The organism is Achromobacter sp. PD1, assembly GCF_048541815.1.
GTDB classification, from domain to species: Bacteria; Pseudomonadota; Gammaproteobacteria; order Burkholderiales; family Burkholderiaceae_B; genus Achromobacter; species Achromobacter bronchisepticus_A.
Genome location: NZ_CP183349.1, coordinates 2573787 through 2587008 on the forward strand (window position 1 = coordinate 2573787; position 13222 = coordinate 2587008).

The window sequence follows — 13222 nt, forward strand, 5'->3', positions numbered from 1 at the left end:
TCTTCTGTAAAACCAGCGCCCAGGCCACAATGTAAATTTGGCGCGCGCGGCGGGCCGTCCCTGCCCAAAGGACACGGCGCCGCGCGATTCCAACCTGTCTAAAGGTGAAATAGTGCGACGTACCCTTCTGGCCTTGGCCATTGCGACGATCCCCGGCCTGGCCGCAGCCGCCGGGCTGCCTTCCTCCATCGGTTCCGTGACCGTCTACCAGGACCGCGCCGTCGTGACGCGCGCCGCCAGCAGCGAGCTGGCCGCGGGCGAACACGAACTGGTGCTGGAGAAACTGCCGGCCAGCCTGCAGGAGAATTCGCTGCAAGTCTCTGCCAAGAGCACCGGCCAGGCGACGTTGCTGGATGTGAAGGTGCGCGACGCCTATCAGGCCGACACCGCCAACGAACGCGTCAAGCAGCTGGAGGAACAGGTACGCAAGCTGCAGGGCCAGCAGGCGCTGCTGGACGACGAAGCGGCAGTGCTGGACAACCAGCGTGAGTTGGTGCTGATGATGCAGCGCGGCGCCACCGAGCCCTCGAAGGACGGCGCGCGCCTGACGCTGGACGAACTGAAGGCGATCCAGTCCCTGAGCGCGGACTCCCTGGCCAAGTCGCTGGCCGGACTGCGCCGGGTGGCCGAACAGAAAGAGGCGCTGGAGCGCGAACTGACCGCATTGCAAGACCAACTGGGCCAGCTGCAAAGTTCGCTCAACCGCCGCACCAAGACCGTCACCCTGCGCGTCAACCTGGCGCGCGCGGGCAAGCTGGATCTGAACGTTTCCTACGCCGTGGCCGGCGCCCGCTGGACGCCCGCCTACGATGCGCGCCTGCGCCCTGCCGACCGCAGCGTGGACCTGGGCTATTTCGGCGTCATCCGCCAGAACACCGGCGAAGACTGGAATAACGTCAAGCTCACGCTGTCCACCGCGCGGCCCTCGCTGGGCGGCGGCGCGCCCGCGCTGCAGCCCTGGATCGTCGACGTGGCCGCCCCGCCTCCTCCGCCCCGTCCGCGCCCCAGCCCGGCGCCGGTCGCCGCGGCCAGGCAAGAAGCCGAAGCCAAGATGTCGCGCCAGCGCGTCCAGTCCTTCGAGGACGCCGCCGCGCCGGTTGCCGAGATGAGGCCGGAACCGCTGGAGCAGGCGACCGCCGAGGTGCAGGCCGAAGCGACCAGCGCATCGTTCCAGATCAAGAATCCGGCCACGCTGCTGTCCGACAATTCTTCGCAGCGCGTGGCCATCGCCACGGCCAAGCTGCCTGCCACGCTGCAGTACCAGTCCACGCCGGCCCTGCGCGAAGCCATGTTCCTGACCGCGCACGCCAGCAACAACACGGAATTCCCCTTCCTGGCCGGTTCGCTGAACACCTTCCTGGACGACGCCTTCGTCGCGGCCAGCTCCATGAAGGCGGTGATGCCGGGCGAGAAGCTCGAATTGGCGCTGGGCGCCGACGAAGGCATCTCGATCAAGCGCCAGCTGGTCAACCGCTATACCGAAAGCACCGGCTTTTCGGGCAGCGGCAAGCGCGTGACCTACGAGTACAAGATCACGGTCAAGAACAGCAAGGCCACCAAGGAGCAGGTGTCGTTCAAGGACCGCCTGCCCATTTCGCGCAACGAGAAGATCGTGGTCAAGCTGCTGTCGCCGGCAGACCGCGAGATCAAGCGCGAGGAAGACGGCAAGCTGGTGTGGGACTGGGAAATGGAACCCGGCAAGTCGCGCGAAACGGTGTTGAAGTTTTCGGTCGACTATCCGGGCGACATCGAGGTGTCCGGCATCTGATGCGCTCAGCGCATCTGGAACGCCTCCTGGTGAAACAGCTCGCTCACCGGCATGCCGCGCCGGTGCAAGCCGTCCTTCAAGGCATCGGCGAATCCCGTCGGGCCGCAGAACCACACGCTGGGCCATCGCGCGCCCGGCTTGTGGTCCGCGGCCAGCTCGGCGGCCGTCAGCGGCCGCTGGGTATCGCTGTAACGCACCTGCAGCGTCACGTTCGGCACGCGCGCGCATAGCGCTTTCAGATGGTCCGCGAACGGCGCGTCGCCGGCATTGCGGGCGCAGTAGTACAGGGTCGCGACCGGCGCGGTGTCCGGGTCCGTCTGCAGGGATTCCATCCATGAAATGAACGGCGTGACGCCGATGCCCGCGGCCACCCAGATCTGCGGCCGCCCATCGCCGCGCTGGAAGTCGAAGCAGCCATAAGGGCCTTCGATGATGACGTCCTGCCCCACTTGCAGGCTGCGCTGCAGACGCCGCGTGTAGTCGCCGAGCGCCTTGATGGAGAACTGCACCCGGCCGGTGCCGTCGTCCGCGCCGGACATCGTAAAGGGATGCGCGCCCTCGCGCCGGTCCGCCGTCAGGAACGCGAACTGCCCGGCGCGATGGTGCCAGTTGCCCTCCACCCTACAGGTCAGCGCCAGGATGTCGTCGGAAAGATGATCGATGGCCAGGACCTGCCCCCGGTAGCGGCGGCCGCGTCCGATATTGCCGGTCAGCGCCATGACGGCGCAAACCGTCCCCACCGCGGTGCACAGCGCCACCAGCCAGCCGGCGGGCTGCCACCACCAGGCGGCCGGCGTCAGCACCACGCCATGGAAGGCGACCACCAGGAAGATCACCGCGGCGATGCGGTGGACCTGGCGCCAGATGTGGTACGGAAAGCGCCGCCACAGCGTGAGCAACACCATCGCCGCCAGGATCCACACGGCCCATTCGCCGATGTCCTTGGCGGATCCGCGGAACATGTCCAGCAAGGCGGCCGCGCGCGGCGTCTTGGGCACGGGGTCGAACAGCGCCAGCAGCAGCGGTTTGCCCAATTTGATCAGGTAATGCGCCGCCGCCAGCACGGCGGCCAGGATGCCGCTCCACTTGTGCAGCCGGTACATCTTGTCCAGCCCGCCTATGCGCGTTTCCAGCCACATGGGACGCACCGCCAGCAGCATGATCAAGGCCATGAGCGCGTAGGCGCCCAGGCCTGTCAGCAGGATGAGCTGATCGCGCGCGGTCCAGACGTTGAGTTCGGCCGGAGGTTGCGCCCAATAGGCGCCGGCCCAGGCCAGCAGGGAAATCAGCAGTACGGCGGCCAGTATGCGTCGCATTGGTTCATCGCTCCATCGAGGGGACCGCGCCACCGTGCGCAGCCCGCATGAAGCCATGGTAAATCCACCCGTGGGGCCAATTTTCCATGCGCGGGCGCAGTCTTGATCGGGGTCAAGTCCGCCGAAAGTCGGGAGGGTCCGGACGGACCCGGCCTGCGCCAGGATACCCCATCGCGCCGGGCGGATGACTCAATGGCTGCGGCAGAATTCGACGAAGGCGTCGGGTTCCAGCGGCACGGAAATGCCGTAGCCTTGCGCCACGTCGCAGCCCAATTCGCGCAGCAACTCCACGTCGCGCTCGTGCTCCACGCCTTCGGCGACCACGCGCCGGCCCAGCACGCGGCCCATCTCGATGGCGGCCGCGACCACCGCGCGCGACGCGGGCTCGCGATGCATATGGACAATGAAGTCGCGGTCGATCTTCAGTTCGGTGAAGGGCATGGCCGAGAACAGGCGCATGGAGGCGATGCCCGCGCCGAAGTCATCCATCGCCAATTCAAAGCCGCGCACGCGCAGCAGGTTCAGCGCCGAGGACAAGGCCAGCCAATCGGTCACCGGCTCATCCTCGGTCAGTTCGACCTTGATCAACCGGGCCGGCAGGCTGGCCTGCGCAACGCGCTGCTCCAGCAGGCCCGGCAGGTCGCGCGAACACAGCGTGGAGGCCGAGGCGTTGATCGCGATGGGCACGGCGATGTCCTCGGCATGCATGCGCTGCTGCAGCTCCAGCACCTTGTCGGTCACCAAGCAGAACAAGGTCCGGTCCAGCCCCAGCCGGTGCGCGGCAGGCACGAAGTCCGCCGCCGGAATCGCGCCCAGTTCGGGGTGATCCCAGCGCGACAGCGCCTCGGCGGCGAGCACGCGGCCCGTCGACAGGCTCATCTGCGGCTGCAGCACCACGCTCATGCCCTGCCCCGTGATCAGCGCATGGCCCAACGCCGCCTCGATGACGTCGCGCCGCAGCGAGCGCGGCCGGGTCGAGGCGGCATCGTCTTCGTCGATGCTGCGCAACGCCGTCTTGATGGCCTGCTGCATGGCGCTGCGGGACACCGGTTTGGACAAGGCCTGCGCGGAGGGACAGCCGGCCTGCAGGGCCAGCCGCACGTGCGACTGCAACAGTTCATCGCTGAGGCTGCTGATCCAGATGATGGGCGGCATGCTCTTGAGCCGTCCGGCGTCCACCAGGCGCCGCAGTTCGTTGGGCAGCCGCGTGCCGTCGCCCTCGCCCGTGATGATGTCGCTGATGACCACGTCGTAGAACTGGCGCGTCAGCGCGCTGACCGCTTCTATGCTGCTGCCCAGGCCGGCGACCCGGCGGAAACCCAGCGCCAGCAGCACGTTCTGCAGATAGGCGCGTTCGACCGGGTGGTCTTCGACGAGGAGTATCCGTCGGGTTCCGCCGGGTTCCGTTTTAGGCATGGTCTACCGTCCTACTCATATAGGGCGGGCCCCCGCAGGCGGCCGCTGGAAAACTGTGTCCCCCATGCTAAGGCATCCGCGCGCGCGCTGTCGTTATCGCTAACGGGTTAATGCAGCCCCATCGCCGATAGTCGTAGTATTCGCGGCATCAGCCAGACGGAGGCAGCCTTCCGTCGCCCCGCGGCGCGGCCGGTGCCATAATAGATGGCTTTCTTCCCGCATCTACGGCACGGAGCTACCCTTGACCCGCATTGACGACCCCCTGCACGACCGCGAGGTCGGCGCGGCCGACTCCACCCAGGACAACACGCGCACCGACGATACCCGCATCAGCGCGGTGCGCCCCTTGATTTCGCCCGCCCTGCTGCAGGACGAACTGCCGGTTTCGGCCGAGATCCAGACGCTGGTCGAGCAAAGCCGCGTCCAGATCGCCGACGTCCTGCACGGCCGCGACGACCGCCTGGTGCTGGTGGTGGGCCCCTGTTCCATCCACGACCATGGCCAGGCCATGGAATACGCGCGCCTGCTGCGCACCGCCGCCGAACAGCACCAGAAAGACCTGCTCATCGTCATGCGCGTGTACTTCGAGAAGCCGCGCACCACCGTGGGCTGGAAGGGCTACATCAACGATCCGCGCCTGGACGGCAGCTTCCGCATCAACGAAGGCCTGCGCCGCGCGCGCGAACTGCTGCTGGACATCAGCGGCCTGGGCTTGCCGATCGCCACCGAATTCCTGGACCTGCTCAGCCCGCAGTACATTGCCGACCTGATCGCGTGGGGCGCCATCGGCGCGCGTACCACCGAAAGCCCCAGCCACCGCCAGCTGAGTTCCGGCCTGAGCTGCCCGCTGGGCTTCAAGAACGGCACCGACGGCGGCGTGCAGATCGCCGCGGACGCCATGGTCGCCGCCAGCGCCAAGCACGCGTTCATGGGCATGACCAAGATGGGCATGGCCGCCATCTTCGAAACCCGCGGCAACCAGGACACCCACGTCATCCTGCGCGGCGGCAAGCAAGGTCCGAACTACGACGCGGCCAGCGTCGACGCCTGCTGCGCCGCCCTGCGCGCCGCCGGCCAGCGCGAACAGGTCATGATCGACTGCTCGCACGCCAACTCCAACAAGTCGCATCTGCGCCAGGTCGAGGTGGCCAACGATATCGCCGCCCAGATCTCCCAGGGCGACGGCCGCATCACCGGCGTGATGATCGAAAGCCATCTCGAAGAAGGCCGCCAGGACCTGAAGCCCGGCCTGCCGCTGCGCCGCGGCGTGTCCATCACGGACGCCTGCCTGGGCTGGTCGCAGACCGCGCCGGTGCTGGAAACGCTGGCCCTGGCCGTGCGCCAGCGCCGCGAAAAGGCCGCAAAACCGGCCTGAGAACCGCGCTTCTCGCGTCTCCTGCCGCGTACGGCCTCAGCGGCCGACGCGGTAAGGCGCCGGATCCATGTCCGGCGCCTGGCCCGTGATCATGCAGGCCAGCAGCTTGCCCGTCACCGGACCTAGCGTAAAGCCATGATGCGCATGGCCGAACGCCAGCCACAGGCCGGGATGGCGCGGCGCTGGTCCGATGACCGGCCGCATGTCCGGCATGCAGGGCCGGCAACCCATCCACGGTTCGCGCTCCACGGCCTCGCCCAGCGGCAGCAGCTGCCGCGCCAACGCCCGCGTGCGCTCGATCTGGATCGGTGAAGGCGGCGCATCGCGCGCCGCGAACTCGGCGCCCGTGGTCAGGCGCACGCCCAGGGTCATGGGCGTCACGACGAAACCGCTTTCGATGTCCGCCACCGGATGCGACAAGGTCGCCCCCTCTTCCAATGCGTAATGCTGGTGATAGCCGCGCTTGACCGCCATGGGAATGCGATAGCCCAGCGGGCGCAGGATGTCCGGCGACCACGGGCCCAGCGCAACCACCACATCGCGGGCCTCGATCAGCCCTTGTTCTCCCTGCACCTGCCAACCCTGGCCAGATGGCTTGAGGCTGCGCGCGTCGCCGCGCGCGAGCACGCCGCCGCGCCGTTCGAACAAGGCCGCGTAGCCGCGCGTGACGGCGCCCGGGTCCGAAACGTTGACCGGATCCAGCCAATGCACCGCACCGGCCATGCGCGACAGCGAAGGTTCCAGCGCCGCCAGCGCCTGGCGATCCAATACGCGGTAGTTCAGCCCGTACGGCGCGAGCGCCTGGGCCTCGGCCGCGGCCCGGGCCAGGCCGGCCTCGCCGCGTACGCCATCGATCCAGCCGCTGCGCCGGAACAGGCGCGAGATGCCGGCCTCGTCCTTGAGCGCGTCGTGCTCCGCGACGCAGCGCTCGATCAGCGGCAGCATGGCCTGGGTCGCGCGCGCCAGCCGCGACGGCGCCGAATGCCACCAGTAGCGCAGCAGCCATGGCGCGATGCGCGGCAGAAAGCGCGGGTGGTAGCTGACGTCCGGCGTATTGTTCCTGGCGTAGCGCCACAGGCTGCGCCAGTCGCGCGGGAAGGCATAGGGAATCACGCTGGCCCGTTCGATCAGGCCCGCGTTGCCGTAGCTGGTTTCCTCGCCAGGGCCGCGCCGGTCCAGCAGCACCACTGAACGGCCGCGCGCCGCCAGATGCAGGGCGGTGCTCACCCCGACGATGCCCGCACCCAGGACCAAGGCGTCTGTTTTCATGCGGCGCATTCTGCGCTTGCGTGCGGTATTCGGCAAGGGCGCGCGCGCGTAGAATCGCCTGCTGCACGCCCTGCCCTCCGCGCCCACGCTCCGATCAAGGAATACGTCATGACCAGCCCCCGCCTGCAACCCGTCACGCTCGCTGGCGAGGTCGTGCGCCTTGAACCGCTCACCGCCAGCCATGCCGAGCCGCTCGCGCAGGTGGGCCTGCACCCCGAGCTGTGGCGCCTGCAACCCGAACCCGTGCAGACGCTGGACGATATGCAGCGCTATGTCGACCGCGCGCTGGCCGGCCAGCGCGATGGCAACTGCCTGCCATTTGTCATCGTGCGGCAGGACAACGGCCAGGTCATCGGCGCAACGCGCTATATGGACATCGCGCTGGCGCACAAGCGCCTGGAGATCGGCGGCACCTGGCTCACGCCCGCAAGCCAGCGTTCCGGCGCCAATACCGAGGCCAAGTTCTTGCTGTTGCAGCACGCCTTTGAAACAATTGGTATCATGCGCATCGTATTCAAGACTGAACTGAGCAATATGCAATCGCGCCAGGCCATCCTGCGGATCGGCGGCGTGGAGGAAGGCGTGTTCCGCAAGCACCTGATCGCGCAATCGGGGCGCGCGCGCGACATGGTCTACTTCGCGATCCTCGACGAGGACTGGCCAGCCGTCAAAGCGCGCTTGCTGATGCGCATGCGCCGCGCCGGATAGCGCGCATCGCCCGCTCTTTTCGCAGCTTGTCCGGGCCGCCAGGCCTGCCCCGCACTATTGAAGCCAGTTATGCAACAGACCTACGCCGCGCCAGCGCGTCACACGATATACATCTACACCGAGGAACAGCGCGGCAACCAGCTGGTCGAGTCGCTGGTGATCGGCATGCTGTCCGACATATCGGGGTCCGACAAGCTCGTAGTGGTGCAGGATCCGCACAGCGGCTTGAAGTTCGTCTACCGCATCGATCACGACAGCAGCAATCTGGACGCCGCGGCAATCACCGAACAGGATGCGGCCGTTTTCAATGGCAAGACCTCGGTGCAGATCAACTCCATGACCTATCGCCTTGGCACCGCCGAGAACGCGATGAAATTGCTGCGCGGCAAAAATGAGTGGATACAGGACAAGGGCGCGGTGCTGTCCGTGCTGCTGCAGAACGCCGCTGCCCGCAAGACCCGCTTCGCCCCGCCGCGCATCGAGCGCGACCGCATGCGCAAGGTGCCGCCGGGCGTTGCCGTCGAACACCTGTCTACATAAAAAGCACAGTATCCACAGGGCCGGCCTTATCCACAATTTCTGTGGATAAAAAAGCCTCGAACCCCTGGCTGATGGCCGTTCGGCCGATGCGCAACGGGCTGCTCATTTTTTGACCAGCTGAAAATTGGCCGGCGCCCGGCTGCCATCCTTGATTCTTGACGCGGCGCCGCAGGGGCGATGATGATATTCTCCGCAAGCGCGCGATACGAAAAATATCGCGCCAGCGGACTCCCCCTATACAAGAAGACCCACATACAAGGAGCGGACAGCGTGTTTGCATTCGAAGCTCCCTGCGCGCAACCGCTGACGCCGGAATCGCCGTGACCATCATCATCGTCGACGACCACGGAGACTGGCGCGACACCATCGCTGAATACATCGAGGATCTGGGCCTGGACCGCAGCATCCTCACCGCCGGCTCGCTCGCGGAGCTGGACCAACTGTTGCTCACCGTGACGCCAGGCATCCTCGTGCTGGACGCCATGCTGCCCGACGGGGACGCGCTGACCCGCGTCTCGCACCTGCGGACATCCTTCCCGTCGATGGGCATCATCATGCTCACCGGCCGCCTCTTGAGCGAAGACAAGGTCTCGGGCCTGAGCCTGGGCGCCGACCACTACCTGACCAAACCCGTCAACCTGGCCGAGCTTGGCGCCACGCTGGTGTCGCTGTCGCGCCGCCTGCGGGTGGTGCCGGCGGGCGACGCCGACGCTCCGGAATCCGATGCCTGGCGCTTCGATCCGTCCCGGCGCACGCTGCTGTCGCCGCAGCAGGTCAGCGTGGACATCACCGATACCGAAAGCCGGCTGATCGGCGCGCTGATCCAGGCCGCGCCGCTGCCCCTGTCGCGCGGCCGCCTGATCGAGGCGCTGGGCGCCAGCGTGGAGGCCTACGATACCCACCGGCTGGACGCCCACATGCACCGCCTGCGGCGCAAGCTGCGCGCGCAGGCCGGCGGCGACATGGGCATACGCACGGTGTACGGCGTGGGCTATGTCTGCACCACGCCTGTGCAGATCGTCGGCAACGCCAAGTACTGAAACCATGACTCCTGCCATCCGACCCCGCCGTTCCGTACTCTATATGCCTGGCGCCAACGCGCGCGCGCTGGACAAGGCGCGCAGCCTGGACGCCGATGTCCTGATCCTCGACCTGGAGGATGCCGTCGCGCCCGATGCCAAGGCGCAAGCCCGCGAGCAAGTCGCCGCGGCGCTGCGCGCTGGCGGCTATGGCCGCCGCGAATGCGTGGTGCGCATCAATGCGCTGGACACGGCATGGGGCCTGGACGACGTCAGGGCCATTGCCCAGGCGGGCGCGGACGCGGTGCTGCTGCCCAAGGTGCAGTCCGCCGCCGAGCTCGACGCGCTCGCGCGAGCGCTGGACGCGGCGGGCGCGCCAGCCAGCCTGCCCTTGTGGGCCATGGCCGAAACACCCTTGGGATTTTTGCGGCTGGACGCCATCGCTTCCGGCCATCCGCGGCTGGCGGCCATCGTCGTCGGCACCTCGGACCTGGTGAAGGATCTGCACGCGCGGCATACGCCGTCTCGCGAAGAAACCCTGCTGGCACGCTCGATGGCGGTGATGGCGGCACGGGCCCACGGCCTGGCGGCGCTGGACGGCGTGCACCTGGACCTGCATGACGACACCGGCCTGGCGGCGGCTTGCAGGCAGGGACGCGACCAGGGCTTCGATGGCAAGACGCTCATCCATCCCAAGCAGATCGCGGCGGCCAACGCCGCCTTTGCGCCCTCGGCAGAAGAACTCGCCGCCGCGCGCAAGCGCCTGGACGCCTGGCGCGCCGCGCAGGCCGCGGGCCTGGGCGTGGCCGTGGTCGACGGCGCGCTGGTGGAAAACCTGCATGCGCGCGAAGCGGAGCGCGTGCTGGCGCTGGCCGAGGCCATCGCAGACGCGCACCAGTGACAACGGCGCCAACCGCAGTAATATCGACTTTCAAATGCATATTGCCGGTAACGCCCTGCCGGGCGCGTGGCCGGCGTATCGGGGAGCGCTCGTGACGCTGATCTTGCGGCAAATGTCGATCTCATTCTGCGTGGCGGCTTTGTGGGCCGCCACGGCGGCGGGCTTGCCGGCGCCGGCGCGCGCCCAGGCTGCCAATTTCCATCCCTGCAATTCCCAGCCTTCCCTGCCGATGTGCCTGCATGGCTACGGCAAGCGCATCGCCGTGCAGCGCTGGGGCGCGCAGCCCGACCCGCTGGACCCGGACGCGGCCGCCAACGCCTCGCTGGTCACGCGCGACCCGGCCAAGGAAATCGGCAAGCTCAAGTCCAGCACGATCCTGGTGCAGGACATGGACACGTCCGAAGTCCTGTTCGCGCGCAACGAGGACGCCGTGCGGCCCATCGCTTCCATCACCAAGCTCATGGCGGCGCTGACGCTGGTCAAGGCCGGCCTGCCGATGGACGACGTCATCACCATCGACGCCAGCGACACCCGCTCCACCAGCGAGTTGCCCTCGCGCCTGACGGCCGGCACCAAACTGAGCCGCGCCGATCTGCTGCGCCTGGCGTTGATCCCTTCCGAAAACAGCGCCGCGCAGGCGCTGGGACGCACCTATACCGGCGGCACGGCGGCTTTCGTCGCGGCGATGAACGCCGAGGCCCGCGCGCTGGGCATGACCGATTCCAGCTTCGCCGAACCTAGCGGCCTGTCCAACGAAAACCAGTCTTCGGCCAGGGATCTGGTCAAGTTGCTCGCGGCGATTTCCGCCCAGCCGCTGTTGCGGCAATACACCGGCGAGACCAGCTACCAGGCCGCCGGCCAGACTTTCCGCAACACCAACATCCTGGTGGGCCGTCCGCAATGGGACATCCTTGTGTCCAAGACCGGCACCACCCGCGAAGCCGGCGATTGCCTGGTGATGGCGGTCAAGGTCGGCAAGCGCAACCTGGCCATGGTGCTGCTCAACGCGCAGGGCATCAACGGCTCGCGCTTCGGCGACGCGGTGCGCCTGCGTCGGGTGCTGGACAGCCGGTACGCCTCGCGCTGACGGGCGGCATTGCGCGCCTGGGTCGCCAAGCCCGGTACAATACCCGCCTTTGACGCGGAACGAACGCCCGTTCCGTCCGCCTGCCGCGCTGCCTGAGCGCCCTGCTTCCCCACCTTCTTCTCTGCGCCTGGCCGGCGGGAATCCTGCCGCGTCCCCTGTTGCACCACCCATGATCCGCTTCCAACAAGTTTCACTCATGCGCGGCGTCAAGCCCTTGCTAGACAAGGTCGACCTGCTGCTCAACCCCGGCGACAAGATCGGCCTGATCGGCGCCAATGGCGCCGGCAAGTCCAGCCTGTTCGGTCTCTTGCGCGGCACGCTGCACGCGGACCAGGGCGACCTGGACTATCCGGCCAGCTGGCGCATGGCCTATGTGGCGCAGGAAACGCCCGCGCTGGACCGGCCCGCCATCGAGTACGCCATCGACGGCGACGTCACGCTGCGCAAGCTGGAGGCGGAACTGGCGCAGCTGGAAGCCGAGCCTGAAAGCACCGAGAACGGCCTGCGCATGGCCGACATCTACGCCGCGCTGGCCGACGCCGACGCCTACACCGTGCATTCGCGCGCCGAACAGCTGCTGACCGGCCTGGGCTTCACGCAGGCCCAGATGCACCTGCCGCTGACGAGCTTTTCCGGCGGCTGGCGCATGCGCCTGAACCTGGCGCAGGCGCTGATGTGCCCGTCCGACCTGCTGCTGCTGGACGAGCCCACCAACCACCTGGACCTGGACGCCATCATCTGGCTGGAAGACTGGCTCAAACGCTACCCAGGCACGCTCATCGTCATCTCGCACGACCGCGACTTCCTGGATGGCGTGGTCAACGTCATCGTCCATATCGACGAACGCAAGCTCAAGCGCTATTCGGGCAACTACTCGTCCTTCGAGCGCCAGCGCGCCGCGCAGCTGGAGCTGGCGCAAGGCATGCTGGAAAAGCAGATGCGCCAACGCTCGCACCTGCAATCCTTCATCGACCGCTTCAAGGCCCAGGCCAGCAAGGCGCGCCAGGCGCAGAGCCGCATCAAGGCGCTGGCCCGCATGGAAGAAGTCGCGCCGCTGCGCGCGGCGGCCGAGTTCTCGTTCGAGTTCCGCGAGCCCTTGCGTGCGCCCAACCCGCTCTTGACCATGGACGCGGTCAGCGCCGGCTATCGCATCGCGGACGAGGAAACGGAAGTCGAGTCCGACAAGATCATCGTGTCGGGCATCAATTTTTCGCTGCAGGCGGGCCAGCGCATCGGCCTGTTGGGCATCAACGGCGCGGGCAAGTCCACCTTCATCAAGACCATCGCGGGTGAACTCGCAACGCTGGCCGGCGAAGCGCAGTTCAACAAGGGGCTGTCCATCGGCTACTTCGCCCAGCACCAGGTGGAGATGCTGCGCCATGACGAATCGCCGCTTTGGCACATGACGAAGATCGCGCCCACCGTGCGCGAGCAGGAGCTGCGCAACTTCCTGGGCAGCTTCAATTTCAACGGCAACATGGCCACCAGCTCCATCGCACCGTTCTCCGGTGGTGAAAAGGCGCGCCTGGCGCTGGCCCTGATCGTCTGGCAGCGTCCCAACCTGCTGCTGCTGGACGAGCCCACCAACCACCTGGACCTGGAAACCCGTGAAGCGCTGACCACCGCGCTGGCGCAGTTCGAAGGCACGCTGATGCTGGTGTCGCACGACCGCCATCTGCTGCGCGCCACCACCGATGAATTCATCATCGTGGCCGACGGCGAGGTCAGCCCCTTCGACGGCGACCTGGACGACTACAAGGACTGGCTCTACAAGACCAAGCTGGCCGCCAAGGCCGCTTGAAGCCAGGCGCGGGCGGCCTGCC

Annotated in this window: 11 protein-coding genes; 8 read left to right on the top strand and 3 right to left on the bottom strand. The window is 67.4% G+C overall.

Features of this window, described 5'->3' with window-relative positions:
- Positions 1-112: 112 nt before the first annotated feature.
- Entirely contained in the window at positions 113-1768 is a 1656-nt protein-coding gene (locus ACM1PE_RS12085; protein WP_280016874.1) for a mucoidy inhibitor MuiA family protein, read from the top strand.
- A gap of 5 nt (positions 1769-1773) precedes the next feature.
- On the opposite strand, the gene ACM1PE_RS12090 is transcribed toward ACM1PE_RS12085, so the two are convergent.
- On the bottom strand, positions 1774-3084 hold the full coding sequence (locus ACM1PE_RS12090; RefSeq protein WP_419343404.1) for a ferric reductase-like transmembrane domain-containing protein: 1311 nt from the start codon (positions 3082-3084) through the stop codon (positions 1774-1776).
- A gap of 189 nt (positions 3085-3273) precedes the next feature.
- A complete protein-coding gene (locus tag ACM1PE_RS12095; RefSeq protein WP_419343406.1) occupies positions 3274-4500 on the bottom strand; it encodes an EAL domain-containing protein in 1227 nt (408 codons plus the stop codon).
- A 241-nt stretch (positions 4501-4741) separates the two neighbouring features.
- Here ACM1PE_RS12095 and ACM1PE_RS12100 point away from each other — a divergent pair, with 241 nt between their 5' ends.
- Positions 4742-5875, top strand: a complete 1134-nt coding sequence (locus ACM1PE_RS12100; protein WP_419343407.1) for a 3-deoxy-7-phosphoheptulonate synthase — start codon at positions 4742-4744, stop codon at positions 5873-5875.
- 36 nt (positions 5876-5911) lie between these two features.
- On the opposite strand, the gene ACM1PE_RS12105 is transcribed toward ACM1PE_RS12100, so the two are convergent.
- Positions 5912-7144: an NAD(P)/FAD-dependent oxidoreductase gene (locus ACM1PE_RS12105; protein ID WP_419343409.1), complete on the bottom strand. Its 1233-nt coding sequence runs from the start codon at positions 7142-7144 to the stop codon at positions 5912-5914.
- A gap of 108 nt (positions 7145-7252) precedes the next feature.
- On the opposite strand from ACM1PE_RS12105, the gene ACM1PE_RS12110 reads away from it, so the two are divergent.
- The 6 genes from ACM1PE_RS12110 (at position 7253) to ACM1PE_RS12135 (ending at position 13200) form a co-directional block, all read left to right on the top strand.
- On the top strand, positions 7253-7852 hold the full coding sequence (locus ACM1PE_RS12110; RefSeq protein WP_251880035.1) for a GNAT family N-acetyltransferase: 600 nt from the start codon (positions 7253-7255) through the stop codon (positions 7850-7852).
- A 69-nt stretch (positions 7853-7921) separates the two neighbouring features.
- Complete coding sequence (locus ACM1PE_RS12115; RefSeq protein WP_059375963.1) at positions 7922-8392, top strand: hypothetical protein; 471 nt, start codon at positions 7922-7924, stop codon at positions 8390-8392.
- Positions 8393-8712: 320 nt separating this feature from the next.
- The gene (locus ACM1PE_RS12120) at positions 8713-9432 is read left to right on the top strand and encodes a response regulator transcription factor (RefSeq protein WP_306632630.1); all 720 of its coding nucleotides are present in this window, start codon (positions 8713-8715) and stop codon (positions 9430-9432) included.
- Between the two features lie 4 nt (positions 9433-9436).
- Positions 9437-10312 carry an HpcH/HpaI aldolase/citrate lyase family protein gene (locus ACM1PE_RS12125; RefSeq protein ID WP_118932450.1) on the top strand — a complete coding sequence of 292 codons (876 nt, stop codon included), beginning with the start codon at positions 9437-9439 and terminating at the stop codon, positions 10310-10312.
- A 91-nt stretch (positions 10313-10403) separates the two neighbouring features.
- Positions 10404-11399, top strand: a complete 996-nt coding sequence (locus ACM1PE_RS12130) for a serine hydrolase (protein WP_419343412.1) — start codon at positions 10404-10406, stop codon at positions 11397-11399.
- Between the two features lie 169 nt (positions 11400-11568).
- Positions 11569-13200, top strand: coding sequence for an ATP-binding cassette domain-containing protein (locus ACM1PE_RS12135; protein ID WP_059375957.1), 1632 nt, complete (start codon positions 11569-11571; stop codon positions 13198-13200).
- Positions 13201-13222 lie beyond the last annotated feature (22 nt).